The sequence below is a fragment of the Bacillus haynesii genome (assembly GCF_001969855.1).
GTDB lineage: Bacteria > Bacillota > Bacilli > Bacillales > Bacillaceae > Bacillus > Bacillus haynesii.
In genome coordinates, this window is sequence record NZ_MRBL01000016.1 from 87,011 (window position 1) to 112,466 (window position 25,456).

At 39.5% G+C, this 25,456-nt stretch carries 21 protein-coding genes, 1 tRNA gene and 3 pseudogenes; 8 read left to right on the forward strand and 17 right to left on the reverse strand.

Going from position 1 to position 25,456, the window contains the following annotated elements:
- Positions 1-41 precede the first annotated feature (41 nt).
- Both BTA31_RS13225 and BTA31_RS13230 read left to right on the forward strand, forming a co-directional pair.
- Positions 42-218 carry a YjfB family protein gene (locus tag BTA31_RS13225; RefSeq protein WP_374706248.1) on the forward strand — a complete coding sequence of 59 codons (177 nt, stop codon included), beginning with the start codon at positions 42-44 and terminating at the stop codon, positions 216-218.
- Between the two features lie 124 nt (positions 219-342).
- Positions 343-416: transfer RNA gene (locus BTA31_RS13230), tRNA-Arg, on the forward strand.
- A gap of 409 nt (positions 417-825) precedes the next feature.
- Here BTA31_RS13230 and BTA31_RS13235 read toward each other — a convergent pair.
- On the reverse strand, positions 826-2,598 hold the full coding sequence (locus BTA31_RS13235; protein WP_076792299.1) for a DUF4365 domain-containing protein: 1,773 nt from the start codon (positions 2,596-2,598) through the stop codon (positions 826-828).
- A gap of 834 nt (positions 2,599-3,432) precedes the next feature.
- Here BTA31_RS13235 and BTA31_RS13245 point away from each other — a divergent pair.
- The gene (locus BTA31_RS13245; RefSeq protein ID WP_239693198.1) at positions 3,433-4,206 is read left to right on the forward strand and encodes a hypothetical protein; all 774 of its coding nucleotides are present in this window, start codon (positions 3,433-3,435) and stop codon (positions 4,204-4,206) included.
- 362 nt (positions 4,207-4,568) lie between these two features.
- Here the strand turns inward: BTA31_RS13245 and BTA31_RS13255 are convergent, their stop codons facing one another.
- The 12 genes and pseudogenes from BTA31_RS13255 to BTA31_RS13325 all read right to left on the reverse strand — a co-directional run bounded on the left by BTA31_RS13255 (position 4,569) and on the right by BTA31_RS13325 (position 17,427).
- Positions 4,569-5,429, reverse strand: a complete 861-nt coding sequence (locus tag BTA31_RS13255; protein ID WP_239693199.1) for a LysM peptidoglycan-binding domain-containing protein — start codon at positions 5,427-5,429, stop codon at positions 4,569-4,571.
- Between the two features lie 293 nt (positions 5,430-5,722).
- Entirely contained in the window at positions 5,723-6,079 is a 357-nt protein-coding gene (locus BTA31_RS13260) for an MmcQ/YjbR family DNA-binding protein (protein ID WP_076792304.1), read from the reverse strand.
- Between the two features lie 67 nt (positions 6,080-6,146).
- A pseudogene (locus BTA31_RS13265) lies at positions 6,147-6,391 on the reverse strand (DUF4352 domain-containing protein); the annotation flags it as partial.
- Between the two features lie 187 nt (positions 6,392-6,578).
- Positions 6,579-7,139: a helical membrane plugin domain-containing protein gene (locus BTA31_RS13270; protein ID WP_076792307.1), complete on the reverse strand. Its 561-nt coding sequence runs from the start codon at positions 7,137-7,139 to the stop codon at positions 6,579-6,581.
- Entirely contained in the window at positions 7,132-10,089 is a 2,958-nt protein-coding gene (fdhF, locus tag BTA31_RS13275; RefSeq protein ID WP_076792309.1) for a formate dehydrogenase subunit alpha, read from the reverse strand. Before fdhF ends, BTA31_RS13270 begins: the two co-directional genes overlap by 8 nt.
- A 939-nt stretch (positions 10,090-11,028) precedes the next feature.
- Positions 11,029-11,436, reverse strand: coding sequence for a CDI toxin immunity protein (locus BTA31_RS13285; protein ID WP_043927493.1), 408 nt, complete (start codon positions 11,434-11,436; stop codon positions 11,029-11,031).
- 15 nt (positions 11,437-11,451) lie between these two features.
- The gene (locus BTA31_RS13290; RefSeq protein WP_076792312.1) at positions 11,452-13,245 is read right to left on the reverse strand and encodes a T7SS effector LXG polymorphic toxin; all 1,794 of its coding nucleotides are present in this window, start codon (positions 13,243-13,245) and stop codon (positions 11,452-11,454) included.
- A 328-nt stretch (positions 13,246-13,573) separates the two neighbouring features.
- Positions 13,574-14,698: pseudogene (locus BTA31_RS13300) on the reverse strand (response regulator aspartate phosphatase).
- Between the two features lie 205 nt (positions 14,699-14,903).
- Positions 14,904-15,272 (reverse strand): ArpU family phage packaging/lysis transcriptional regulator, encoded by a 369-nt coding sequence (locus BTA31_RS13305; protein ID WP_239693200.1) that lies wholly within the window; start codon positions 15,270-15,272, stop codon positions 14,904-14,906.
- Positions 15,273-15,631: 359 nt separating this feature from the next.
- Positions 15,632-16,297, reverse strand: coding sequence for a flagellar brake protein (locus BTA31_RS13310; protein WP_076792317.1), 666 nt, complete (start codon positions 16,295-16,297; stop codon positions 15,632-15,634).
- Positions 16,298-16,732: 435 nt separating this feature from the next.
- Positions 16,733-17,188: pseudogene (locus BTA31_RS13320) on the reverse strand (SMI1/KNR4 family protein).
- 17 nt (positions 17,189-17,205) lie between these two features.
- The gene (locus tag BTA31_RS13325; protein ID WP_076792320.1) at positions 17,206-17,427 is read right to left on the reverse strand and encodes an HNH endonuclease; all 222 of its coding nucleotides are present in this window, start codon (positions 17,425-17,427) and stop codon (positions 17,206-17,208) included.
- 244 nt (positions 17,428-17,671) lie between these two features.
- Between BTA31_RS13325 and BTA31_RS13330 the strand changes: the two genes are divergently transcribed.
- Complete coding sequence (locus tag BTA31_RS13330) at positions 17,672-17,959, forward strand: YozQ family protein (protein ID WP_076792323.1); 288 nt, start codon at positions 17,672-17,674, stop codon at positions 17,957-17,959.
- A gap of 530 nt (positions 17,960-18,489) precedes the next feature.
- Positions 18,490-18,744, forward strand: a complete 255-nt coding sequence (locus tag BTA31_RS13335) for a YciI family protein (protein ID WP_076792325.1) — start codon at positions 18,490-18,492, stop codon at positions 18,742-18,744.
- Positions 18,745-19,135: 391 nt separating this feature from the next.
- Here BTA31_RS13335 and BTA31_RS13340 read toward each other — a convergent pair whose 3' ends face one another.
- On the reverse strand, positions 19,136-20,335 hold the full coding sequence (locus tag BTA31_RS13340; RefSeq protein WP_076792328.1) for a Ger(x)C family spore germination protein: 1,200 nt from the start codon (positions 20,333-20,335) through the stop codon (positions 19,136-19,138).
- Positions 20,336-20,584: 249 nt separating this feature from the next.
- Between BTA31_RS13340 and BTA31_RS13345 the strand changes: the two genes are divergently transcribed.
- The 3 genes from BTA31_RS13345 to BTA31_RS13355 all read left to right on the forward strand — a co-directional run bounded on the left by BTA31_RS13345 (position 20,585) and on the right by BTA31_RS13355 (position 22,758).
- Positions 20,585-21,022, forward strand: a complete 438-nt coding sequence (locus BTA31_RS13345; RefSeq protein ID WP_076792330.1) for a hypothetical protein — start codon at positions 20,585-20,587, stop codon at positions 21,020-21,022.
- A gap of 88 nt (positions 21,023-21,110) precedes the next feature.
- A complete protein-coding gene (locus tag BTA31_RS13350; protein ID WP_076792333.1) occupies positions 21,111-21,950 on the forward strand; it encodes an SMI1/KNR4 family protein in 840 nt (279 codons plus the stop codon).
- Positions 21,951-22,113: 163 nt separating this feature from the next.
- Positions 22,114-22,758, forward strand: coding sequence for a DUF1796 family putative cysteine peptidase (locus BTA31_RS13355; RefSeq protein WP_076792335.1), 645 nt, complete (start codon positions 22,114-22,116; stop codon positions 22,756-22,758).
- A 163-nt stretch (positions 22,759-22,921) separates the two neighbouring features.
- Here the strand turns inward: BTA31_RS13355 and BTA31_RS13360 are convergent, their stop codons facing one another.
- The 3 genes from BTA31_RS13360 to BTA31_RS13370 all read right to left on the reverse strand — a co-directional run bounded on the left by BTA31_RS13360 (position 22,922) and on the right by BTA31_RS13370 (position 25,272).
- Positions 22,922-24,271: an amidohydrolase family protein gene (locus BTA31_RS13360; protein ID WP_076792337.1), complete on the reverse strand. Its 1,350-nt coding sequence runs from the start codon at positions 24,269-24,271 to the stop codon at positions 22,922-22,924.
- Between the two features lie 307 nt (positions 24,272-24,578).
- Positions 24,579-24,827 (reverse strand): CotD family spore coat protein, encoded by a 249-nt coding sequence (locus BTA31_RS13365; RefSeq protein WP_043928021.1) that lies wholly within the window; start codon positions 24,825-24,827, stop codon positions 24,579-24,581.
- A gap of 235 nt (positions 24,828-25,062) precedes the next feature.
- A complete protein-coding gene (locus BTA31_RS13370) occupies positions 25,063-25,272 on the reverse strand; it encodes a hypothetical protein (protein ID WP_043928058.1) in 210 nt (69 codons plus the stop codon).
- Positions 25,273-25,456 lie beyond the last annotated feature (184 nt).

A 25,456-nucleotide genomic window follows, 5' to 3' on the forward strand; every position in this document is an offset into this window, starting at 1 on the left:
TCCTCATCGCTCTAACCGATACACATGTTAAGGAGGTGGTTATGTTGGATATTGCTGTTTTATCAATGGCCATGAGTCAGGCCGCTCTTCATCAAAACGTGCAAATGTCGCTGACAAAGACGGCTTTGGACACCGCCGAACAAAGCGCACAGCAGCTCGTAGACATGGTGCAGGCCCCACATCCTGTTTCAGGACATCATATTGACCTGAAAGGTTAAGGCCGAAACATACATTCAGCAGGCTGCGAAGTCTGCCGGATGTATGTTTTTCCGAAGAAATTTTCGAAAAAACCGCTGCAACCTCTTTATTTTTTCAGGTTTTTGTACTATAATATTGTTCTGTGTCCCAGTAGCTCAGGTGGATAGAGCAACAGCCTCCTAAGCTGTGTGTCGGGAGTTCGAATCTCTCCTGGGACGTTTTAAATGTATAGAGGCAAACCCTTATATGCCAAGGGTTTGCCTCTTTTTTATTTTTAATTTCTGATTGCTTTATTATGTGTCTTTGACTATTTTGGTGGCGGATTGGTGGCGAATTTTTTAATGACCAAACTCTGCTTAGAGTAAAGGCCCGTTTAAAAACAGCATTTCGTGAACATTCATTTCCTTTTGCTATCTAAAAATTCTAAGTTTGTATAAACATCATCTATACTTATTTTTCATGTTTTTTAAGATGTTTTGAAAAATATGTGGTCATTTTGGTGGTCACCTAGAGTACATGGTCAAAAACCGCTACCCTTCCAAGGTAGCGGTCTACCTCTCTCATCAACAAGGAGTAACAGTTAAATTGAAAAAACAATATAAGTACAAAGCATAAGAAACCTTAATTTTAAAACATTTTTTTATAAAGGTTATATATAGGAAACTTCTTTAAATTTTTTTGCAAATCGCTACTCATAGAATCAAACAACCTCTTCGCTTTCAACCTATCTTCTAATAGAATTTCACAAGCAAAACTAAGATCGTCTTCTCCGTAACTCTTTTCCAAAATATCTAATATTTCATGTTTTTCATCATCATTTAGTTTACCTTTTTGGCGAATTTTAATTTGATATAAATTTATTAGAGCTATTTCGTTTTTAGGAAAGACTTCTAAATACCTTTGGATTAAATCCGAAGCCAATTCTAAATACCTAGTATCTTGATTCTCATCATAATAGGTGATAAAGTCTAAAATCATATTTATAGTTTGAGGGCTTTCGATGTCATGATATTCGCTGTTAAATGATTTTTTTAGAATGTCAAAGTTAAAATTTATCTTTGATGCAAGGTCTTCAATACTTTGAGCACCATAAATACTTAGTCTCCAATAATTCTCTTTCCATGTTTCATTATCGAATTCAACAGTTTTCTCACCTTTAGGAGCAAAACCAGCTATGTAATTTAACGCTTCATTACTAAAGAAATTTATAAACTTATTTTGATATTCCTGATAAATTACTGCAACAGTTATCGAATCAGATAATTTGACATTAATTAATTTTCTTTTATCTTCAATATTTAACAAATGATATTTTTTATTTTTAAATATATCTATTATACTTCTAAATAATAGTGATAAATCTTCTGTTTCATCAAAAACGTAATCTAAACTAATACCTAAATCCTTAGCAACTTCCATTACCTCTTTATATTGCTCAATTTCCTCATCAATATTTGCAAATCTCTCCGGTTCATTAAATTTGACGGCATAGCCACTTGCTAATGGTAATCGATTAAATCTGCATAAGTATCGAATTAATTTAAGACACTTCAAAAAAGAGTTAAGCGATCTTGCCTCACCTAAATTTAATTTACCTTTTTGTGTATTTTTATTAAATTCAAACCTCAATGACTTTTCAATCTCTAAAATAATTTCACTCTTCGTCACCATGACAAAATATTGTATTTCAAGCTTTTCATTTTCTAACTCTACAATATCCCTTTTTTCAGTATGAACATGCTGCATAATTGCGGTACCCACTGGGATATCAATATTCTCTGTTGTAACTCCATAAACGTATCCGTGTTCTTCAAAAAGGTTGAAATTTTCATCTGTTTGTAAATAGGTATAATTGATTTTGTATTCTTTATAATTTTTATTCGATGAGACATCAATATAATATTTTGGCTGTTTATCAACAATATTCAGAAACATTTTACACAGAGGCTCTAATTGTCTGTATTTCAACTTTTTAAAAGATACTGTAACAGAGTCGTTTCCTGAAGAATCTAATTGCTCTAAAAGTTGCTTTAAATCCAAAGGAGCTAGGAGTTTAAAGTAAGCTTGCCTAACATAATTTTCAGGATTGACGGTAACTACAAAGTAAATAACACCTGCTCCATTTTTATAATAAACTTCTAAATCCTTTTTATCTATCGGATGACGAAATTTGTTTTGTTTGGATGTTTTCTTATATCTAGTCGTTCCTTTAATTTGTATAGGTACAATACCAACAAAGTTTTCTTTTTTTATCTGATTTGATTGATACAAAGTTATATTTCCATCAAAAGAGAGACCTTTATCATTCCATTGTACATTACTGATCATGTGAAAAGGTTCTTGTAGAATACAGTTATTTATTTCTAAACAAGCTAGATGTTCTATAATGATGTTATCCATTATTTCTCCCTACTTACTTTTTCTTCATATCTACTCTTACATTATATATACTCAGGGATATAAGTTGTCAATTAACATGGGATTTCAATTTTTTCTGTCAAACAGAGGTTGACGCTTTATGAAAACTTTATGCCGCCGATTAATATTATCATTTTCTTCGTGATTTTTTATTCTAGAGTTAAGCTGGGTTTTATTCCTTATCGAAACAGGAACACTCGTTCCTATATAATCTCCAAGAGGAGATGAACAACATGAGAGACGACAACTTTAAAGATAGAGGCACAATCTAATAGGCAGCTATGATGCTGCCGGAGCATGTCAGTTCGCTATAGAATTAGAAACCAACCACCACAGAGTGAAAAAGCCGGTGCTTGACATGAACTAAATAGAAGACATAGAACGGGAACTGGTGATATGTGGAGGTGACGAGTTTAATACACCGGTGCGATTCGCCGTAATCAAGCTGCTGCCCTTTTTAAATGGAGCAGAAAACGGGGAGATCGTTCAAATAGAGGGCATATCCATTACATAAATCATCTCCGTAAGATTTTACATGTCGTTGATTAAGAGGAGCTTTGAGGTGGTTGTCCCGTGGAAATAAAGTAAGACCTATTATTCAAAGAGCAACATAGTTACCACATGACGTCCTTCATCTTAATCGTTTTTTCCTTCTTAAATTAACCCTCCAATATTCTAATTCATTACACCTAGTATAATTTCATTACGCACAAGATTTCAGATGGTTCTTATTTACTGTTATACACATAATGTCCCAAATTACCTTGTTTTTCAAGTACAATGAGTTTGAATTATAATAAGAAGGGTGGCATTATCGTGAAAGAAAAGAAGCACAATGGTTTTAAGACATTTGTTATGGTACTGACATTAATATTGGTTTCACCTGTATTTTCAATCTCAGTATCAGCGTCAGAGCTAACTGACAACGAAAAACTACATACTGAAACTACTGGAGCATCTAAAGGAAATTCTGTACCCGATCAAAAACTGAACAGCGAAGAATTTAAGACTGTAAAGGTGAGTATGAATGATGTAAAGAAATTAGAAGCTTATCTTAAATTAAACGCAGATGGAACTCTTACCTTAGATCCATCTTATACTAAACTAGATATCTCACGTTCTGTCACCAACGAAGTTCAAGAATGGATTAAATACTTGAACGGTTTAGTAAAACAAAAAGAAGCTGTCATTAACTCTGATTTTAGTGTAAAAATTTTAGACAAAGACGGTAGTGTATTGACACTTGAGAATGAAAACAATAATAAAATGAAAGTAGCGAAAAAAGGCTGCGGTCGATCTGGTCATGATGTCTACTGGTGGGGATATAATCTTTATTTTGACTGTAATGAAACAAGAACACTATATCAATCATTTAAAGCAGGCGGTGGAGCAACCTCTGGTATTGCTTTAATATCAAGGGTTATTCCCGTACCTCCTACACAATTAGCAAGCGTAATTTCCGGAGTAATCGGAGGCGGACTAGTTGGTTTTGGTCAAATGATTCAAGACGAACATGAAGGGCATGGTGTTAGAATACGTTTTACTGGACTCGGATATGCAGCTGTTCCAACTGGGGTTTTTCCACAATAAAAATGAAAGAGGGGAAACTATGACTTTCTTAGTTTTAATGGTAGGGTTATTTCTTTTCATTTACATGAAAGAACCATTCAGCAAAAAAGTGTATACTTATGTTTACGTGGCTTTTTATTTAATGGTTTTAGCCCTATATATTATTAACACTACATTTGTAAATTTAATATCTAGCAGACTATTATTAATTGTAACAGTAATTGTCATTTCACCATTGTTCATCAGTTTCCTTAAATCCTCAAATGAATCTCGTTAGTTTAAAGATAGAGGAGCAGGCATAATGCCTGCCCCTTTTCGTTACTTCAATAACGCTTCAAGTTTCGCTTGAGTTTTGGGTCCGTAAATACCGTCGACAAACAGTCTTATTTAACTCGAATTTTTTGACCAGCATAAATCTTGTTTGCATTCTTGATGCCATTCCAATTCTGCAGCGTCTTTATTGATGTGTTGAATCTTTTGGAGATTCCGGATAAAGTATCGCCGGATTTGATTGTGTAATACTGTTTTTTATTCGATGCTGTTGAAGCACTGCTGCTAATCTTTAATTTTTGGCCAACATAAATTTTATTAGGATCTTTAATATTATTCAAACTCTGAAGAGCTTTGACAGTCGTGTTGTATTTCTTCGCGATAACTGAAAGTGCATCCCCTTTTTTAACAGTGTAAACTGTCTCCGTTTTAACTGGCTTTTTGTTTGAAACAGGTTTTACAGTAGTGGCAGCTTTTTCAGTTGTCACGGCCACCTGTGCCCGTAACCCGTCACGATAACAAATATTCATATCAACATTACCAGAAATACTTGACACCTTTCCGTTAGAAGAATACTGCCAGATATCCGCATGACGCCAAGGTGTGTTGTTATAATGAGCAACCCATAATGCAAATGGCTTCAGCTTGGATTCGTCAAGGCAATTCTCAAGGAAAGACTTACCGCTGTATATCATGGCGAAGTAACCAGCTTTTTCAACTTGCCGTAAAAAGGCCACTGCTGCATCTGTCAAAACTGATTTACTGACATTCCGCTGATTGGCTTTCACGCGGCCCCGGCCTTTCAGATTTTTATAAGTTGTATTTTCTTTTTCTAGTTCACCAATGCGCTCCGTCGTGATGGAATGACGTTCCCCTCTTTGTCTTAAAAACGCTTTGAGATCGGCACTTTTGCTTCTTCTGTTTGTCCTGGCATAAAGAAAGATCATATACTTTTTCATTTTGTCTTTAGGCAATAAAAAAACACTCTCGGCGTTTGAGAGTGTTTGGTAAAAAACATTGTACAAAGATTCGGCTTACTCAAAGGAAGGTGACATACCAAACAACCTTTTGGCATGTTAATGGCCGTGTTGTTGTTGCTTTAAAATAAAGTTGATCAAAAACATCATTGGAACCCACATATTATAGAAAGAACCCGTTTTGAAAAAAAGATTGATCAAAACGGATTCTTATCCAACGATTTAAGTTTCGGTTTTATAAAAAAGTTTGAACATTTTCTGGTTGCTTTTGCGAAAGATAATTTTACGATTTACTTAGTTAAATTAAAGCTTTGCTCAATTAAGTTATAAACTTCTTCTTCTGAATCTATACGTTCTAAAACAAGTGATATCCAATTTTCCTTATCCATATGATATCCAGGTAAAATACTCTTTCCATTTCTTAAACTGCCGCTTATTTCGGGAGGGCATTTTAAATTCAGAATATCTATTTCGTTATTTCCATCTAAGCCTAACTTTTCTGGGAGAACATTCATTACAAGACCATACCATTTTTCGTTAGGCTCATGTCTTAACGCGGCATAGTTTGGAAATTTTTGAAATGGGTAATCTGGCGATGTATCGAATTTTTCTTTGACGTGCTTAAAGATATCTTCTCTTGTTAACATACTGAATCATTCCTCCAACAACTTAAATAGATTTTCGGCATTTGCCGATCCAGATGGAACAATGGTGAATTTTATTCACTGTAAAATTCGTATGTCCTCCTGTAAATGTTTCTCTATTTTATGTATTTTATCATCCATCTTAGCCTTCGGTACATTACCTTTTTTCAATTCCTAACCAAGTTTCTTTTCACACTCTTCTTGGAATTTTTTCTCTTTCGGTTTTTCCTTCTATGAAGCATCACTCGATTGGCTGCACGCAGAATGCGCAAACCCGATCGTTAAGACAAACAATAGTAATAAGACTTTTTTCAAGGCTGCTCCCCCATCTAAAGTAATCGATTTTTAAATTTCCCCTTTTCTTAACAGGTAAGAAAGAAACGATTATTCTATCTCATTCATCACAAACTTGCTTCTTTCTAGTATTTGAACATTTTCAACTAGTCCATTAAACCTTTTCACCAAAAAATCCGAGCTGGCAACAGCCGGCTCGGGCGGGTGGTCAATCCCTCTTATTCATCCCCCTTTTCTCTCGGGGTTCCTGATGATGTTTTTGATGCTCTGGAGGCTGAGTCGTGCGTTCCAACTCCTTTGTATCTTGTCCCATTCCTTTTAAAAAGGAGAATAGCAGTGTAACTGCTTTGTTGATTTCCGGGTCTTTGAGCGAGCGGATGATATCAAAGTAACCTGTTTTCTCTTCGCTGTCCTTCTGTTCCACCGCGTTTGCCACCCCCGCATTTACTTTCAAAATGAGAGGTTCCAGCTGTTTTACATCCAGCATGCCAAGCGTTCCGAACAGAAGAAGCAGATTTTTCAGTGTATTGGCCGTTTCCTCTGTATCTGCCTTTTTCATTAAGATGTCAAGAACTTTATCTCCTTGGCCAAAAAGGCCGCGGAGCATTGGCAAAACACCGCGCTCGTTCATATGGCCAATCATATTCAGCGTTTCAAGAATAGCTTCCTTATTTTCGACTAATGCATCTTCTATTTCTTTCATATCACGCTTTCTCTGTTCCTCTTCGGTTATCTCGATTTTCTGAATTCGTTTAATCGCTTTAGCCATTATGCCCAATCCCCCTTTTCACAGCGTCGCCAGGGAAAATATAATCCTTCCGCGCCCATTTCTTTTGTACCTGCACACCGATTTGCGGCTGCGGATTGCCGTTGCGGTGATTGATCTTAGGCAGCGGATTGCTTCCGTCGTGCTTCAAAATTTCCATCTTGGCTGATGTTTCTTTGTATGCAGGCGTATCGGTATCCTTATCAGCATGGCTGCCTGTTAACAGGTTGATCGCTGCTTCCCCTGAATCGTTCATTGGCAGATATACTTCCTTCCCTTTGACACGATCAGTGATCAAGCACTTCACTTTGACATTTCCGAAAGGCGATGTGAGTCTGACAAGGGTTCCGTCCTGAATCCCTCTTTCTGCCGCGAGTTCAGGAGAAATTTCTAAGAACACTTCCGGTGTTTTCTTTGAAATGCCTTTTGATTTGTAGGTCAGGTTCCCTTCGTGGAAATGCTCCAAGAGCCGCCCATTGTTGACGTGGATATCATATTCCTCTCCGAACTCTTCAGGTTCTCTCCAATGAACAGGATAGAGAATGGCTTTGCCGTCTGGGAAAGGGAAGCGCTCAGTAAAAAGTAAAGGCGAATCCTTTCCATCAGCGCTTACAGGCCATTGCAGGGAATTGTAGCCTTCAAGGCGCTCATAGGTGACACCGGCATAAATCGGCGACAGCATGGCTGCTTCCTCCATAATGTCTCCAGGGTGCTCATAGTGCCAGTCAGCGCCAAGCTTATTGGCAACCTCCATAATAATCTGCCAATCCGGTTTTGATTCACCCAGCGGTTCAAACACCTGGTACAGCCGCTGAATCCGGCGTTCTGTGTTTGTAAAGGTTCCCTCTTTTTCAAGGCTCGGGCTCGCAGGAAGAACAACATCAGCAAACTCGGCTGTACGTGAAAAGAAAATATCCTGCACCACAAAGAAATCAAGCTTTTCATATGCGGCGTGTACATGATTGATATTGGAATCGACCAGACCCATTTCTTCACCTTTTACATACATCGCTTTCAGCTGGCCGGAATGGATTTTTTCGATCATTTCGTGGTTGGTCATGCCCGGCTCCTTCGGCAGCGGCACACCCCACGCCCGCTCGTATTTTTGGCGGACTTGTTCGTCCGTCACTTTTTCATACCCCGGCATTCTGTCAGGCATGCTTCCGAAGTCACTTGCTCCCTGCACGTTGTTATGGCCGCGCAATGGGTAAGAGCCTGCTCCCGGTTTACCGTAGTTTCCTGTCACAAGCAGTAGATTAGAAATTGCTGTGCTCGTGTCGCTTCCGCCAATATGCTGTGTCACGCCCATGGCCCACAATGCGCACACACTGTCAGCCTGACCAATCATCTCTGCCATTTGGATGAGGGTTTCTTGATCAATTCCGGTTTTCTCCTCGGCATATTCAAGGGTATACGGCGTGAGGCTTTTCACATATTCATCCCGTCCGTTCACTCTTTCCTGCAAAAAGCGTTCATCGGCATTGCCGTTTTCAATTAAATATTTGGCGATGGCATTCAGCCAGACGATATCTGATCCGGCACGCGGCTGGACAAATAAATCAGAACGCTCTGCCATTTCGTGTTTTCTAATATCCGCTACAATCACTTTCTGCCCTCTCAGCTTATGAGCCCGTTTAATGCGAGTGGACAAGACCGGATGCGACTCAGACGTGTTCGAACCGATAATCAACACAAGGTCCGCTTGCGCGATATCTGTAATCGACCCTGAGTCACCGCCATAGCCGACTGTCCGAAATAGGCCGGCAGTCGCGGGAGATTGGCAATAGCGCGAGCAGTTGTCCACATTATTTGTGCCAATGATCCCTCTCGCCAGCTTTTGCATGAGATAGGATTCTTCGTTTGTACATTTAGAAGATGTAATAAAAGCGAGTGAATCCGGGCCAAACTCCTCTTTTAAATCCGTGAACTTGCTGGCGATCAGCGTTAACGCTTCCTCCCATTCCGCTTCACGGAAATGGTCGCCTTCGCGGATCAGCGGCTTTGTCAAGCGTTCCTCGCTGTTGACGAAATCCCAGCCGAATTTCCCTTTTACACAAGTAGAAATGCCATTGGCCGGTGCTTCCTCCTGCGGCTCAACTTTCAGAATGTCTCTGCCCTTTGTCCAGACATCAAAGCTGCAGCCGACACCGCAATAGGTGCAGACGGTTTTCGTTTTTTTGATTCGCTCATCTCGCATGGCGGATTCCATATCAGAAATGGCGAGAATCGAGCCGTAGCCTGTCTCGACGCCTTTCGTGATTTCGATCATCGGACGCAGTGTTTCGTTATTGATGCCTGTTAAATATCCGGCTTCCCCCTCCATTCCTTTTTCCATCATCGCGTTACATGGACAGACGGTAGAACAGTGGCCGCATGATACACAAGATGATTCATTGATCGGCACATCATTATCCCAAATGACGCGCGGGCGTTTCCGCTCCCAGTCAATGGTCAGTGTTTCAGTCACCTGAACGTCCTGACACGCTTCAACACAACGGCCGCACAAAATACATTGATCCGGATCGTACCGGTAAAACGGATTTGATTCATCCTTATGGTAAGGCTTCTGATCAAACGGGATGCTTTGGTGATTGACTTTCATTTCTTTCACCGTATTATGTATTTCGCATCCCCCGTTGTTGTAATCGCAAACTGTACAATAAAGCTCATGATTATATAAAATCTTGTCCATCCCGATGACCTGCGCTTTTTTTACATCAGACGAAAGCGTATCAATGACATCGCCATCCTTTAATTCAGCGGAGCACGACCTCTTCAGCTCGCCATTGATGCTGACGATGCACGTATCGCATGTTTCAATCGGCCCTAAGCTAGGATGATAGCAAACTTGCGGCACTTCAATCGAACTGTTATTCAAAAGCTGAAGCGCCGTCTGTTCCTCGGACGCTTCCATTTCAACGCCGTTTATTGTGATTTTTTTCTGTTCAGCCATCTCCATTCCCCTTTCTTGCTTGTGTATATACCGAATTACCCATTTCTCTTCCCTTGCAAGGGATCAATAAAACATACAAAGCACACTCACATGTTTTATTGCATCATCACCGGGGAACGTGAGGGTAGATGAAAAAGGAGGGATCAGCATGAAAAAACAATGTCTGTTCTAACCGCGGCAGCAGCACTGACAGGCTCTCTTTCCTGCTGTGGGGCGGCGTCCTTTTCAACACCGGCAAACGCCGTAACTCAAACAACCTCGCTCTCTGAAAACACAAACCAATCAGCCGCCGCGTGTTCCGGTAAAATCATAGACACCCATTTGATACTTCCTCTGATTTTTTTCTACATATGTGCTGCCGGCATCCAGCACTTTTTCATTACCACTGCCAGCTCGCAGGATCTTCCTGTTTTTTTATGATTTTTTCTTGCCACAGTTTCATATCGATTATCCGGAAGGCTGCGGCTCTTTTATCATAATGCCCTAGGTGAGCTCTTTTGACTAAGCAGCCTGCTTGAATGTTCTAAAACTCAGCCTGTGCAAACGGGATCTCACCGCTTGCGTTCCCCGTGACTATCGCGCGCAATCCTGCATAGACTCCAGCCGCTTCTCCTGTGAAGCTGACGGCCTTCATCATCATTCGATACATCCGAGTTCACACTTGATAAGGGAAAGGTGCGTCTCCCATTCTGGCCAATAAAAAAGCGGCCACCAATCAGCTGCACAACATCCGTGTGCAAAAGATCAGTGTCCGCAGGCTCTCCTTCTTGGACTCGATATTCACGTTCGTTTTTCTTGTCTCTATCGTATGACAAAGTAGAATAGAAAAAGTCCCCCATTTTATCCCCCTTTTTGTCGGATTTTTCTCGAATTTGAACATAAAAAAAGCACTTAATCAGAGATTAAATGCTTTTTTAAAACGCAGAACGATGCCATCGGTCAGTCGGTTCTATAATTATTAGCCATACCAATGGTTACATCTCCATCATGAAAAAACTCAATTACAAATCCATATGGACTGTACATGAAAGTGTCTGAACCCACTGCAGTTACATCATCAATAACCTTTAATGCATTATCTAACTCTGTTTTAATCGCTGGATAATTACCGAAACTCCATAGTAGAATGATTTCTTTATCCTCTATATTATTCTCAGTCAACCAGTCATCTATATCCTCGGCATACTCAATAGACTTGTGATTCTTCACTAACTCCCATTGAATTCTTCCCCAAGATGTAAATGGATATTTTGAAGCAAGTTCTTGATGAAATTTCTCTGTTGTTTCGTTTGATAAAACTTTTTTATGATCCCCTAATGCTTCTAAACATTCTTCATACAAAGTCATATATTAAACACTTCCTTATTTATTTAAATGTCTTAAAAGGGTTTTGTATGTTTTTTCATTACCCTCAAAAGGAATATAAACTTTTTTTGCTTTGTCTCCCTTTCCATTTCGATAATCTTCAACATTTATATGAGGTCCCTTTTCAGGATCGTAATCTAGCCTCCAAAGTACTTTATGATCAGCAGAAATTCGTCCTGTTACTTTACCAAATCCTGCACTCTTTCCTAAAGTGCCAATGTAAGGCTTTGAACCTGGTCCCAAATCTCCTATTAATTTAAGAGCTTGATTCCTTGCTTGCTCATATGTTTCTACTTTTGGATATGCAATTTCCCTAGATTTTTTTGTGATTTTGGTTTTAGGAGATTTATTATTTTCCTTTCCCCTGACTGATTTGAAAAGCACACTCTTCTTCTTATCCTCAACCAGCTCACGTATCAGAGGTGTATTCTTCACGTTAATAGAATTCGGTGCATCCTGCAGAATCCCTTGTAATGCAGGAGTGTAACGATTATTAGGTGGCTTAATTGGCTGTTTTACAGTCTTACCGGCTTTCTTTGCTTCGCTAGCCGCAGCTTTCCCCGCTTTTGCAAGATCTTTCGAGCCTGTTGAAACAGAAGATTTCCCGCCTTTTAATCCCCAAAGGCTGCCGATCGCATAAGTAAAATAATGCGCTCTTGAATACGCATCCCCATTTACTACTTTTTCATCCCATTTCTCCGCTAGCGTGTCAACCATACTTTGAAAGGCACCTTTATAGTCGTATCCAAGAACTGTGTCTAAAACGACTTTCGGGTCTTTATGTAAATGATCGATAGTCCACCCGATGTTCCACCCAAGCTGTTTTCCGCCCTCGTAAAAATCTTTCGCAAGATCTTTAATAGCGCCACCCGTACCCTTATAAATATCAGTTACCGTTTGATGAACTTCCTTGTAGTCTTCCCCTGGCTTCAGATCTGGTCCAAATGGAGTTTCACTTTTCAAATAGATATCCTGAAAATACTTAGCAGGGTCATCTAAATCTGTCTCTTCTTTAATGACATTCTTTAGCTTTTCTATTGCATCAGCCTGTTTTTCTGCTTTGCGAACTTCTGTTTCCATTCTATTTTTATCTAATTTTTCGAGCATGACGCCCATCGCTGTCTCCTGGCCCCCGCTTAAAGCGTCCATCTCATCCGGCTTTAAAATCGAACCTTTTTGATAGCCGGTGATTTCAATTTTAGGGCCTGTGTACATTTTTTCAAGCCGGCTTATGTATCTCTGCATCGTTTCCAGGTCGTTTTCAGCGGTTTTAAGAGAATTTGTCTGTTCGCGGTCAAAAGTGTGCAGCTTTTCAATTGTCTGATTGATTTCCTTTAAGGCTTTCTGATTCTGTTCATGAAAACCGCTGTCATTCAAATCAGGCAAATCGACAATGTGGCTGACTTTTGCGATCGTGGCATTTGTTTTAGATACCAAACGCTTCGTTGTGCGGTCGGCCGCATTCACCCCTTGTTCCAGCTCGTGTTCGAGAAAGGTTTGCGAAATAAATCCGTTGTGGTTTGGTTCAAGAGAATTCAGCGAGCTTTTCAATTTCTTCAGCGTGGAACGATATTCCTCTATGAAAGTATCATAGAACCGCAAAAAAGGAGTGTGGCACTCCTCGTAAAAGGCGCGGATCGCGTCTCCGCCTTTTCCTTTTAAGGCATCATCAAGTGATGTAATACCCTCTACGGCTTTTTTGACTTTTGCGAATTCGTCTGACTGATGTTTTAATTGTTCCAGCGTTTGATCAATGGCTTTGTGCAACGCCTGAACATCAAGAGTTTTCATAGCATTCTCCTCTAATACTAAAGTGACATAACACAAAATATTCTACCACTTTATAGAAAAGAATTGGTGAATAAATCCTGTCAATCCATGAAAATGAATCTTTGAGATTAGGTCATTAAACCTATTTGTTAAGGGTTTGAAATACATAAAAAAAAGCCGCTATTAAAACGGCTAAAAGGATATTCCAAAAACTCTTTTAGGTTAAACAACAAAATAATGATTGGGTGCGCTTGTGATGTTTCTTGAAGCTGTGTTCATATCATCGTTGTTCGAAAAATGACTGAGAAAGCCAAGTCCAATTATCATAATCCCTAAACCGATCTTCATTTTAGACTTCATACAAACATTCCCCCTTCAATATTTGCTTTTGAGCATAGACCATCTTTTTAAGACAGATGAGACTATCCTCTGTTTTTCCATTATAATCTAGATAGGTGCCGGCTAACAATGCCAGCTCTTCCAAATACGGAAATCCTTTGCTTGTTTCCAGTCGGTTGAAAATTTTAAAAAGTGATGTAGTTTCACCCCGTCTTATATAAAGTGACTCGAGAGCTTCAAAAAGGCTTATAAACAGATGATCTTTAAGTTCCACAGCACTTCTAAGCCCTTTTCGGTAATAATCCTTGGCTTTATCATACTTATTTTGTTTGAAATTGATTAGCGCCAAGTCGTGGTATGCTTGCGGTAAGTTTTTTGATTTTAATTTTTTATATTGAACTAGAGCTTGTTCAATATATCTTGCAGCCTTATTTAAGTTGTCCATTTTGTGATAGCAGTTGCCAAGGTTGTAAAAAGCAGAAGCGTATATCTGTGGATTTTTCTTTTTTAATAGTTCTGCGCCTCTAAGTGCTTGATTTAGGTGTGGAAGAGCCTTCTCATGATTCTCTAAATCATCATAATTCCCAGCAATGACAAAATGACACTGAATAAGGCGAACAGAATAGAGTTCATATTTTTTGAATGTTATATGCACGCTCTGCAAAGTACATCGAAACGTGGGTCATTTTCATGTGGTAATAGACTTCAGCCATTTTAAAGTAAAATTTGCTTTTTCAATCGAATCTGATATAGCAGGAAATTGACGTTCCGCTCTTTTATAATAAGTAATTGCCTTCGTATATTCTCCATTCCTAAATTCGTACATCCCTCGAAAAAAATGATAATAATACGTGAGCATGTGATCTAATTTTCGTTTATTCCCTTCAATCCTCTTTAAATATTCTGATATTTCCATCTGTTTTTCACTTGAAGGTGCTATATATTCAATCATTATACTGTAGCGGAAAGCCATCAATTGATAATAGATTAGTAAATCCTGATCTTCTTCCATAACCTCTATATCCCTTTCAATTTCAGCTTTAAGCATTTCGGCGTCTGTCACATTGAATTTTTGAATATGCTGGTGCCACTCAGTAATTTTCATCCCCACTTCTGCAGATGAGATTCTATCCAACCTTTTCACCCTTCCCTTAACTATACTAATGATGTAAATTTTAACAATATTTCATCATTCGAAAAAGACGTTCGGCCCACCGCAATTAAATTTTCGGTTACCCACGCAATAGCAATTTGATAAGGGGTTAAGAATCATTGATTTTGTGGGGGTAACTTTAGGAGATTAAAGTTAAATGCTATTGCGGTTTTTTAAATGCGTTACGCTATATTATCCCGAGAGCTGTCACAAGATTATAAATGGCCTGTCGTTTGACCTGATAGTATTTGTCCTTTTTCAGTCCCATCTCCATATAAATTTCAATGTCCTTAATCTTTTTTGAAGATAAATATTTCTCTTGTATAATCTTTAATTCATCAGTATCAAGGCTTTGTTTAAGCGCCCTGTTCATCTGACAAACTTTCAATTCACTTAAGGAGTGTTGGTCTCTGAGCTGCGGGAAAAGATTATTTATCCCGACTGCTTCCCTTTCTTTCCGGTTCTCAAGTGGGACCTTCAAAGCCTTATTTCTTTTGAGCCCCCTTATAATCGTACTTCTGACTTCTTTTTCGTCTATAGGCGGCAGAAAAGCCAATTGTGTAACTGCCCCCCACCAAAAATAAAACAGACACTAAATCGACGTTATAACGTCGATTTAGTGTCCGCAGGCTCTCCGTCTTGGACTTTAAATTATGAAGTTAAGAATACTGTCTTCCAAAGGCTTTTCATTAAATTCTAACAAAAATCCTTTTTCAATAATAAACGAAGATCTAGGCATAAGAAATGCTGAAGCAAATCGATCAGCTTCTTCCTCTATTCTTTTATATATTTGTTTAATACAAAGAGTTCGACATCATCTCCATAAATGAATGTGGCGGAAAGAAAAATCCCCCCTTAAAGGCAGATCTCTACCTTCCTCCACTTTTGGAGGATTAACACCTACTGTAAGCTGCATCAATCAGGTTTCAGTTTTCTTCTTTCTGTCAATTGCAATTTTATACAATAATGTACAAGTGCTTGTTCATCATGTTCATTCATCTTGGTAAATTCAACTGTCATGATCTGTTTGTTTGTTCTGCGATCTATGAAAGTGCGTTTGACTTGAGCATGAACGTCAATCACAGTTTCATCATGCCCCTCACTTGTTAGATGGATACTTAGATTCAAGTCCTCTTCTGGTTCGTGTTTTTGCGTCTCTTCAATGATTAACGCAGCGCCTCCAGCACTGATATTTGCTGTATATGTTTTAAACATTGAGCCAGATCCATATGAGCGAACAGTGACAGGAAGCGTTGTATTTACTCTAAAAAATTGCCGTCTTTGAATTTTTGTCATTTGATCTTTTTCAGGTAAATACATATTTAATACAGGTATATCCTGATAGATCTCTCGGCCTTGTATTACACTATTAAATTTATATAGGTCTTGTTGCTCATTTATAAAATGAACTGTTGCTACTGTATTTGTTGGAATCATAACAGTTCTCCCCGTTTCTTCATCCACAGGATAATGCACTCTTAAAACATTTTCTTCAATGGATAATACTTTACTTTTCGCAAGGACATATTCTTGATTTTCGTTTTCAAATTCTATTGTTATAATATTTCCTAAAGATAACAATGGACATCACTCTTTCAATTCTACTTAATCATTATATCGGTACTATGACACATAATTTTAAAAAAGAAAAGAAGAAGGCATTGAAAGACTTATAATATCAACGGGATCTTATCGCCTTGTGATGAGGATCACGTGCAATACTGCATAGACTCCATCCGCTCTTCCAGTAACCCTGACGATCTTCATCATCATTCGATACATCATTTGATCAGGGATAGGTGTGTCTCCCATTCCGGCGTTAAAAAAGCGGCCGCCAATCAGTTGCACAACATAACTATGTGCAAAAGATCAGCGGCCGCAGGCTCTTCGTCTTGGACTCGATATTCACGTCCGTTTTTCTTGTCTGTATCCCCCTTTTTGTCGGCTTTTTTCTCGGATATAAACATAAAAAAACCTTGAAAGGGTAATAGCCAATCAAGGTTCTAAAGATACATTTTATTCTTCATCATCTTCATAAAGGTTGTCCAAAAATTCATTGATGTTATCAGCTAAGAAATACATATTGCTCATGTCATCCGGATTCTCTGACTCTTCTTCATGATCCCAAAAGTAGATTTTTTTCATAAAACGGTTCGTTGGTTCCTAAGCAAATCACATTTCCTGCAGGATCTTCTGCAATAGGAATAAATCCTTCAGGCAAACGGTCTTCCATTATGTCCAAGAAATGAAATCCTCTAAATTATCATACATATCCCTAATCCCATAAAAAACATTTAAGGCACTGGAACCTTGTGCATCCGTAATTTTAAATATATTGGGTCTTGCTTTACCGCCATTCCATTTTAATAAAAATTCTTTATAAAGATCCGACAGCTTAACATTATTTTTTGATTCAAATTGTTCTATTTTTTCCAATGAAAGTTGATCGTGTGAATTAATGATTTGCGCCATATTACATTTCCTCCTCTTTATTTACCGTTAACAGTATTAACCCCACCAACATCGGTAAATTCTCTATGCACTTTTTTATCAACCAACATTATCGTTTTTCCATCTTCATGATGATGCCAAGTATATCCTTCTGGTGGCTCGTTTAAAGCAGCTACTGGTGGATCAGAGTCCTTATTTAAGCCAGCCTTTAAATTTGCATGTTTGAAGTCTGTAATGAAAGGATCGGCGCCGCCCTGCACGCTCGGCTTTGCTTCATGATTTTTTTCTTGCGCCTGTTCTCTTTCCGTTGATATAGGCTTGATGTTTGATTCACCGAAAAAAAGCGAATGAATACCATCTCAACAGACAAACATAAGAAGAGTTGATATTTCAACACAATTCGTAAAGGAGTGAAACCATTGTATTGAATGATCATGAGACTGAAATGGCCTTCAGATCCCCTTTCTCAACAACATTAAATTTCAATAATATGGAGTGATTAATGTGACGCAAAAAAATGGAGCAGACAGACCGGATGATTACAAAAGATTTTCTTCAGCAGACAAGGAGTACGATTTTCAGCAATCTTCAGACAGCAGCGCAAAGGCTGAGAATGTAAACACCGAAACTCATAACAAAGAAAACACAAATGACACCACAGATGTAGCTGGAAGATATTTTGATCCCTCGGATTATGAAGGAGCCACGCAGTTGGAAAAAGGATTGGCTGAAACCCATGAACAGGTCAGTGATGACTATTTTGAAGGAACGATCGATCAAAATTTGGATTAGTCATTTTAACGGAACTAACAAGTTAGTTCCGTTTTTAGATTAACAACATATTTAAAAAGGCTCTCCTCAAATTAGTGATCTAGATGATAAAAACGCATGCTGTTTGATTTGTGGTAATTATCTTTTTTCTGCTCATCGATATAATCTCTATGTCCCTTACCTTTTTGAGAAAAGGTGATTCCGTGGTTCCCTGTCCATCAGGTTCCCCCGTCTCTTCTACAGGCAGCTGAAAAGACAATTGTTTTACTAACAAATTAACCCCTCTTTAAAATAAAAATAGACATAAAGCAAACGCATTTTTGCGCTGGTTTGATGTCCGTATACTTTCCTTCCTAGTATAACTTTTTGTTTTCATCTATTTCTAAGATTTCGGGAATTGCCAACATTAACACTTCCGATCATTGAAGCTGGTGGTGCAAAAAAAGCAGCTGCTCAAAGTGTACAGAAACACCCGCTGTTGATTAACCATTTATATAAATCTACTATTTATGCTAAGATAAAGTCATCTTTTGACAGAAAGGCGTGCTACGATGAAAAAATATTTACTTATAACAACCAGAACCGAGAACTTTAAAGATGAATATGTGCCAGCCCATTATCAATTTTTGGACAGGCTGAAAGCCGAGAACCGCTTGGAAATGTTCGGCCCTTTCAGCGACGCTTCCGGGGGCGCTTATCTTATCAGCGCGGAGTCTCTGAAGGAAGCAACAGAAATCGGAAATTCCGATCCGATTGTTGACAGCGGCTCTTCCACACTTGTCATTAAAGAATGGCAGATTAAATAAACATGATTCTGCACATCCAACATAAGCCTTCTCCGTACACGGGAGGGCTTTTTCAAGAAAAAAATCTTCACCGGAAAATAGAGACCGGCGAGTCATTTTTGAATCCACATAAGAAATAGTAGACGAAAAAACCGATTCTCCGCTAATGAAGGAGGCTCATTCATTATTCCGTCGGTAGCCGGGCATACGTCCAATTTATGAGGGCCAAAAGTGAAACCGGCAGCCCCCTACGCCACCGATTCAATTTATCAAACTCTGTTTGAAAATGTAAATATAACATTTTCAAAATGTCAATTGTGAACATTCATTTGCTGTTTATGACCAAGCGTCCTTACCCATCCCTTCTATCCCCTCACTGTCATTTGTTCACCTTTATCAAGTCCTGTTAAAGCTAATGTCTACTTTGAGATCCAAATTCTTTAATCGTGATGTTTACATCATATTGAATCGGAGTCACCGTAAATACTTCATCCCAATTTTTCTTCAGCTTCCTCCAAAGAGAGGGATATTGGATCCTCACTTCATCACCGAAGCCGGCAAGGTCGGCTTTATATTCCCTCTGCATTTTTTCTGTGATCTGCTCAACCAGCTGTTTCACTGTTTGTGACGCACTTGCTTCCTTTCTTTTTAAATAATTTTTGTCGATTGCTGCCCCGGTTGTGTTCCAGTTTTCAGCCAGGTGTGCCTCTGACTCAATATTTACTTTAAATGAAAGACGGTTCCCCTTGACAACTGGCTTGATCTCACTCTTCAGATGATCGACTGCCATGGCCGTCAATTTTTTTGTTTTTGGATCATAGTTTTTGACAGTACCACCTACCCCCTGTCCTTTGATCCACATGATCCCGTCTAAATCTTTTTCATCTAAAAAACCAAGGAGCTTATTTGTTTTTCCGTTAATGGCTACAGCTCCTGCATATTTGATTTCCCCGTTGGCACCGATGATGTTTTGAAGCAAATAGCTGGTTCCGGCATTCATCATGCCTGGCAATTTGGCAAGAGTGATCGGAGGCAGAATTTTTTTCGCCCTAAAGTCATTGTAAATAATTCTGCTAAGGTGAAACGCGGGTATTTTACCGGTGCCGTCTTTCAGTTCCAGTGTATCGCTTGCTCTTCCTCTTGTTATAAGGACAAGCGTACTCAGTCTGATTTCATTGTCCCTAAGAGCCTGATCGAGCAATTCCTTCAGTGAATATGTACGAAGCAAATCCGCAGCAATGACGATCACCTTTAAGTGGGAGCTGAATACCGGCCTGTCCTGCCTGAGTGATACTTCAGAGCCCATTTGCTGAAATGAATCACCCGTTTCATAGACGTTAATGTACGGTTTTTGGCTGCTGCTTCCCCCGGAAATCTGGGCCCCTGCGGCGGACGGATTGACATATTGGTATGTCAAGGTTATTCGATTTTTTTTTGGATAATCCCCGCCTATTTTATTAAACTTTTTTTCAAGGGCTGTCTCTCGGCCTTTATCAAATCCCATAGCAAAAGTCAAACCAATTTCTTCAATTTCATGGCTGCTCCAGCATCCAGTTAAAAAAAGAATCATAATGGGGAATAAAAAGCAGATCTTATAAGTGCTCTGTTTCATGTTTCCGCTCCTCACATAAAAAAATCATGGGAATGAAATTGGTAAATGCTTAACAAGGTCTGATCCTATTTTTTCCTTGGATCAATTTATATATATACGGTAATTAAAACCATATTTAAGAGGCTGCTAAACCGAACAAACCGTGCAGAGTCATTTAGTTTTCGGTTTGTGTTTATCCTCCGAAAAAATTTCCATCTTTTTCAACTCGTCTATGCTACAATAAAGTGGAAAAAAGGAGGGGGATATTGAATGAAACGCTTTTTGCTGATCATGGTGTTGGTTTGTGGACTTTTCAGTTTTGGGAGCAGCGCTGAAGCTTATTCGTTCCCGCACAAGCTGAATCTAACGTTTACGGGAACTCATGTGGAGGACATTCCCGATAGCGACTTAAACGTTTCTAACTGGCATATAGGCTACAAGTTTACGATTTTCAATGCAGAAAACTGCAAAACAACGATTAAGATTCAGATGATGCACCTTTCCGGAAGATTTATGAGTTTAAGCATTAAAGATTTTGAAGGGGACTGGCCTGATCGAACCGCTCAGGATGTCATCACGTTGATGCCCCGAACCTACAGGCTTTATTTTGAGAATACCGAAGGCGAATGTAAGGATATTCGCATTAAAGGAACATACGGAGCCATTCCGCAAACTTATGATTATTTCTCGGCCTTCAGCCAAAGATAGCCGTTATAGAAGACTGCGGGAAGGAAATACATGATCAACCCTTTTTGCAATATAGATACTAACAACAAACGGATGAGGGGGAAAGCATTTGAAAAATGTTTGGACATACGAAGACGAAGATCCATACACATTAAAAAGCATATCAGAGAGAGACATTCAAAAAGCTGAAAAAAAGTTAGGTGTGAAACTTCCGGAGGAATACAAAGCGCTTATTCTTGAACAAAACGGCGGCTATATCAATTTTAACGCCTTCCCTTCTGAACGGCCCACCTCCTGGGCTAAAGATCATGTCCAGGTTGACTACTTATTAGGCTTAGGGAAAAAGGAAGGAATTCTCGAGAGTAAAGCCTTTATTAAAGAATGGGGACTGCCCGACAACCTAATCCTTATTCATGGTGACGGCCATACGTGGATAGCGCTTGACTACAGGGAGATGAAAGAAAATCCGCCCGTTCACTATTTCGACTCAGAATTTGAAGAGAATTTTAGATTAGCGGATTCATTTGGAGAATTTCTCTCTAAACTTTATACAGATTCCATGGATGATGACGACTGCCAACTTATCGAAGGCGTGCATCCTGACATTCCCTATGTCTATCCGGAAGAAGCCATTACAAAAGAAGAAGCTGAACAAATTCTGACTGAAAATTCGGCAGCCGATCTGCATCAGATTCTTTACTACCCTATTAAAGGTTTGGATGATTTAAATTGGCTTCTGACAAAAATAAAAGAAAGCTCTTTGACAGCAAATATTGACAATGGCGTCGAACTTGCCATTGTTTTGGAATCCATTATTTTCTACCATAAAGATTTAACGCTTGATAACGAACAAACAAGAAGGCTGGTCTTAGACATTGCAGCAATTCTAAAGAATTTGAATGACTCTGTTATAGACATGCTTTTATTACAGATAAAAGATTCCCTTTAAAAAACAACTTTTATGTTGTTTTTTTATTTATGTTCCCGCCCCATTCTATAAACTCTCCTGTTCCGAGACCTCAATGTAGGCAACTGTTGTTACTCAACCCTTTTATAAAACATAGAATACTAAATAGATTGTTGGAAAATAATCCACAAAAGGAGTTTAGATTATGAATTTGAATGATATAAAAGGAGACTATAATGCTATTTTCGGATTAGGCCATCTTTGTTTAACTGCTCTTCAGCTTAAAAAAAACAATTTAAGGCCGTACGCAGGCCCTTTAGACTGGGTCGGTACCTCTTCCCTGACCGAACTGAACCGTCTTTTAAAGAATCGTTTCTCAAATTTTATGGCACCCCTCAATCTAAGGGTAACAGGCTACTCAACAGGTGTTTATACTACTGACCGTTATATCTCATTAACAGATGATTTTTATCATGTCGATTCAGCTCATGATTTTAAAGCAGATAAAAATACACTCGAACATCTTGCGACATACGATGAAGTGATGGAAAAATTCAACAGAAGAATCAACAGATTTTATGAAAAGATGTCGACCGCTAATCGGATCCTTTTTGTCAGAACTAACGGAACCTACAAGGAAGCTCAAGAACTGGAGTCCGTATTATCGGATTTAGTACAAAACGACTTCAGGGTTCTCCTTATCAATCACTCAAAAGTTAATGGAATCGTCGAGCAGAATTGGCCATTAAAAAGAATATGTGCGGTTACACTTCCAGATCGGGAAATCTGGCAGTCTAATGATCATTTGTGGAGAGAAATGCTTAATGGCGTGAATTATGTCCCTTTTTAATCAAAATTTATGAGCGTCAGGAAAAGGTTATCACATCATCATAACCTTTTCCATACATACTCTTCTCTGAAAACTAAACCAAAAAGCTGGTCTTCAAACAGTAAGGAGCGGCTTTCTGAAGTCTGGCAGGGCAAGTTTATCACTGGAAATTTCAAAGGAAAGATTAAAAAGCGCCCTCAGGGGATCGGGATAAAATATGATCTCTTGCTTCCAGCGCTTTTTGTCTCACCTTTTCAAGATCTGCATCAACCAATCGGCCGTTTCGTTTCAGCGCTTTTCCTGCGACATATACGGAATCTACGTTTCCGGTGTGCGTACTTTGGACGATTGCCCCTACCGCATCAGTGAAAGGGAGCAAATTGACGCTGTCCGTTTTCACCATGATAAAGTCAGCTTCTTTGCCGGGCGTAAGCGAGCCGATTTTATGATCGAGCCTTAAGGCCCTCGCTCCGTCAATGGTGGCCGCTTTCAGGATTTGTTCGGCCGAAATGCTCAATTCAGGACCCGGCATGATCCCTTCTCTCAGCAGTTCTTCATTGTGCTTTGCGCGTTCTGCTTGAAGGGCAAATTTCATCTGTGCGAAAAGGTCTCCTCCCGTCGATGTCACAACATCAACCCCGAGTGCGGGACGAACCCCGTTTTTTAGGGCGAGCCCTGTAACAGGATAGCCGTGCCCCATCATCATCTCAATTTCTGGCGTCACAGAAATCGAGCTTCCGTGAGCCGCAAGCATTTTCATTTCTTCTTCACTCATCGCATTGGCATGCACCATGTTTAAATCGGGACCGAGCAGCCCGGCTTGATTCAGCTTTTCAATCGAACGATCTTTCGCTCCCCAGTTGCCAAACGCAATATGCATGCTGCATAAGGCATCCAGTTCCCGGGCCGTTTCGATTTCAAAGACAGATGTCTTCCATGAAGAAAACTCCGGACCGCGAATTGCAAGTCCCATTGTCAAAAGCTGATCCTTCGATTGAAAATATGCTTTTTTTACCCGTTTCGCTTCGTCCATATTCGAAAGATCGCTGTCTCTGTCCCAATATTCGGCGTCACCAGATGTTCCGAAAGCGAATACGGCGCGAATGCCGGCGTCTTTCAGTCCCGCAATCAGCTGGTCCGTATGATCAGGCGATTCAATCATCGTCCAGTCCAGCAAAGTCGTGACGCCTGCATCGAGCGCCTCAAGCGCTCCTAAATAGTTCGCGACCCAATCATCCTCAGGTCTTCTCATCGACCCATAATTCCCATAATAAATCCGGTTTAAATAGGTTTGCAGGGACCAATCGGCTCCGATTCCGCGAATCACGGATTCCCATACGTGGCGGTGCGTATCAACAAATCCAGGCATGATCAGCATATTGGAGGCATCAACAATCTCTGCATCTCCCGACTCAATCGACTCGGCAACGTCCAGAATGACGGAGCCTTCAACCAGCATGTCCCCCTTTTCGATCGTATGAAGCTGCGGATCAAGCGTCACAATCGTTGCGTTTTGAAAAAGTGTTTTTTGCATAATGGTTCTCCCTTCATCCCAGCCAACTAGAGAAAGCATCATCCTATATGTACCAGTTTAATATAAAAAAGGTATAAATGATATTAATAAGCATTCTGCGACTTGGAACTCCGCCTGCATTCTTTTCGTTTTGCTAAATACAATTCTCATGCGTTCGCTATAGCCTATTTTAAATATGTTGACACGGTTGCTACCTCTCAAAACGGGAACAGACCATAAAAAAGCCCCTTCCGGGTATTTCTACGGTCCGTGAATGAGTGAAACGTTTATTTAACTGTGATCAAAATAAGGTACAATCAAGCCTTTATTAATAGCAATGGCCATAGTCCGACTTTTTTTCATAGCCTTTGCAAGGTTTTCCGCAATGATAGTGTTCATGTGAAACATCCTTATGATGTGAGTAAGTGTGCGGATAGTAATGAACATGTTCATATTTGTGGTGGTCTATTTTTTTTGTATGCTGTGGATGAATATGAGGAACGACAGATTTTGAGTAATGATGATCCTCACAATACTTCGTAGGATAAACATGCGGCTCATGACGTTTGCAATACATTTGTACATTCTCCTTTCCCTTCATTTTATAGATTCACTAGTACATTATGCTGAAAAGCTAAAGCCCGACTGCATAAGTACCTATACTTTGTCCCTATTTTCGCCCGTTCATTTTCTGAAGACCGTTTTTGGAAAATCCGCTTTATTATGCTGAAGCATCCGCCGATTGAATACCCTTGCTTCCGAAATAAAAAAAGACACTAAACGAACATACTTCAATGTTCGCTTAAAGTCCTTCACCTCCAATGAACCTTGTCTGGCTCTGTATGAATATGCAGCTCTGTTTTCGTATCAAAATGAACAACAAAGCCTCTGATCAATCCAGAGAACTTGTTTTTTTCTGTAATTTTCATAACGGTCGCTTCGTCTCTAAATCCTGGCGGATGGCATGGCTCACCTACAATATAATGCTTTGAATGAACGGTGATTGCTTGAATTGACTTCATTTAATCCCATTCCCCCTCAGAAACGTCATGCTCCCCTCTGCTTCTGCGCTAAACAGAGATTCACCCCGGTAAAATACTTGCGCTTCTTACTTCCGCTGAAGTGCAAACTTAATCGGGTATTTTTTACACTTCAGGCTGGAGAAGCAGTCCCGGTGATTATCATGATAACACGGTTATCCAAAAT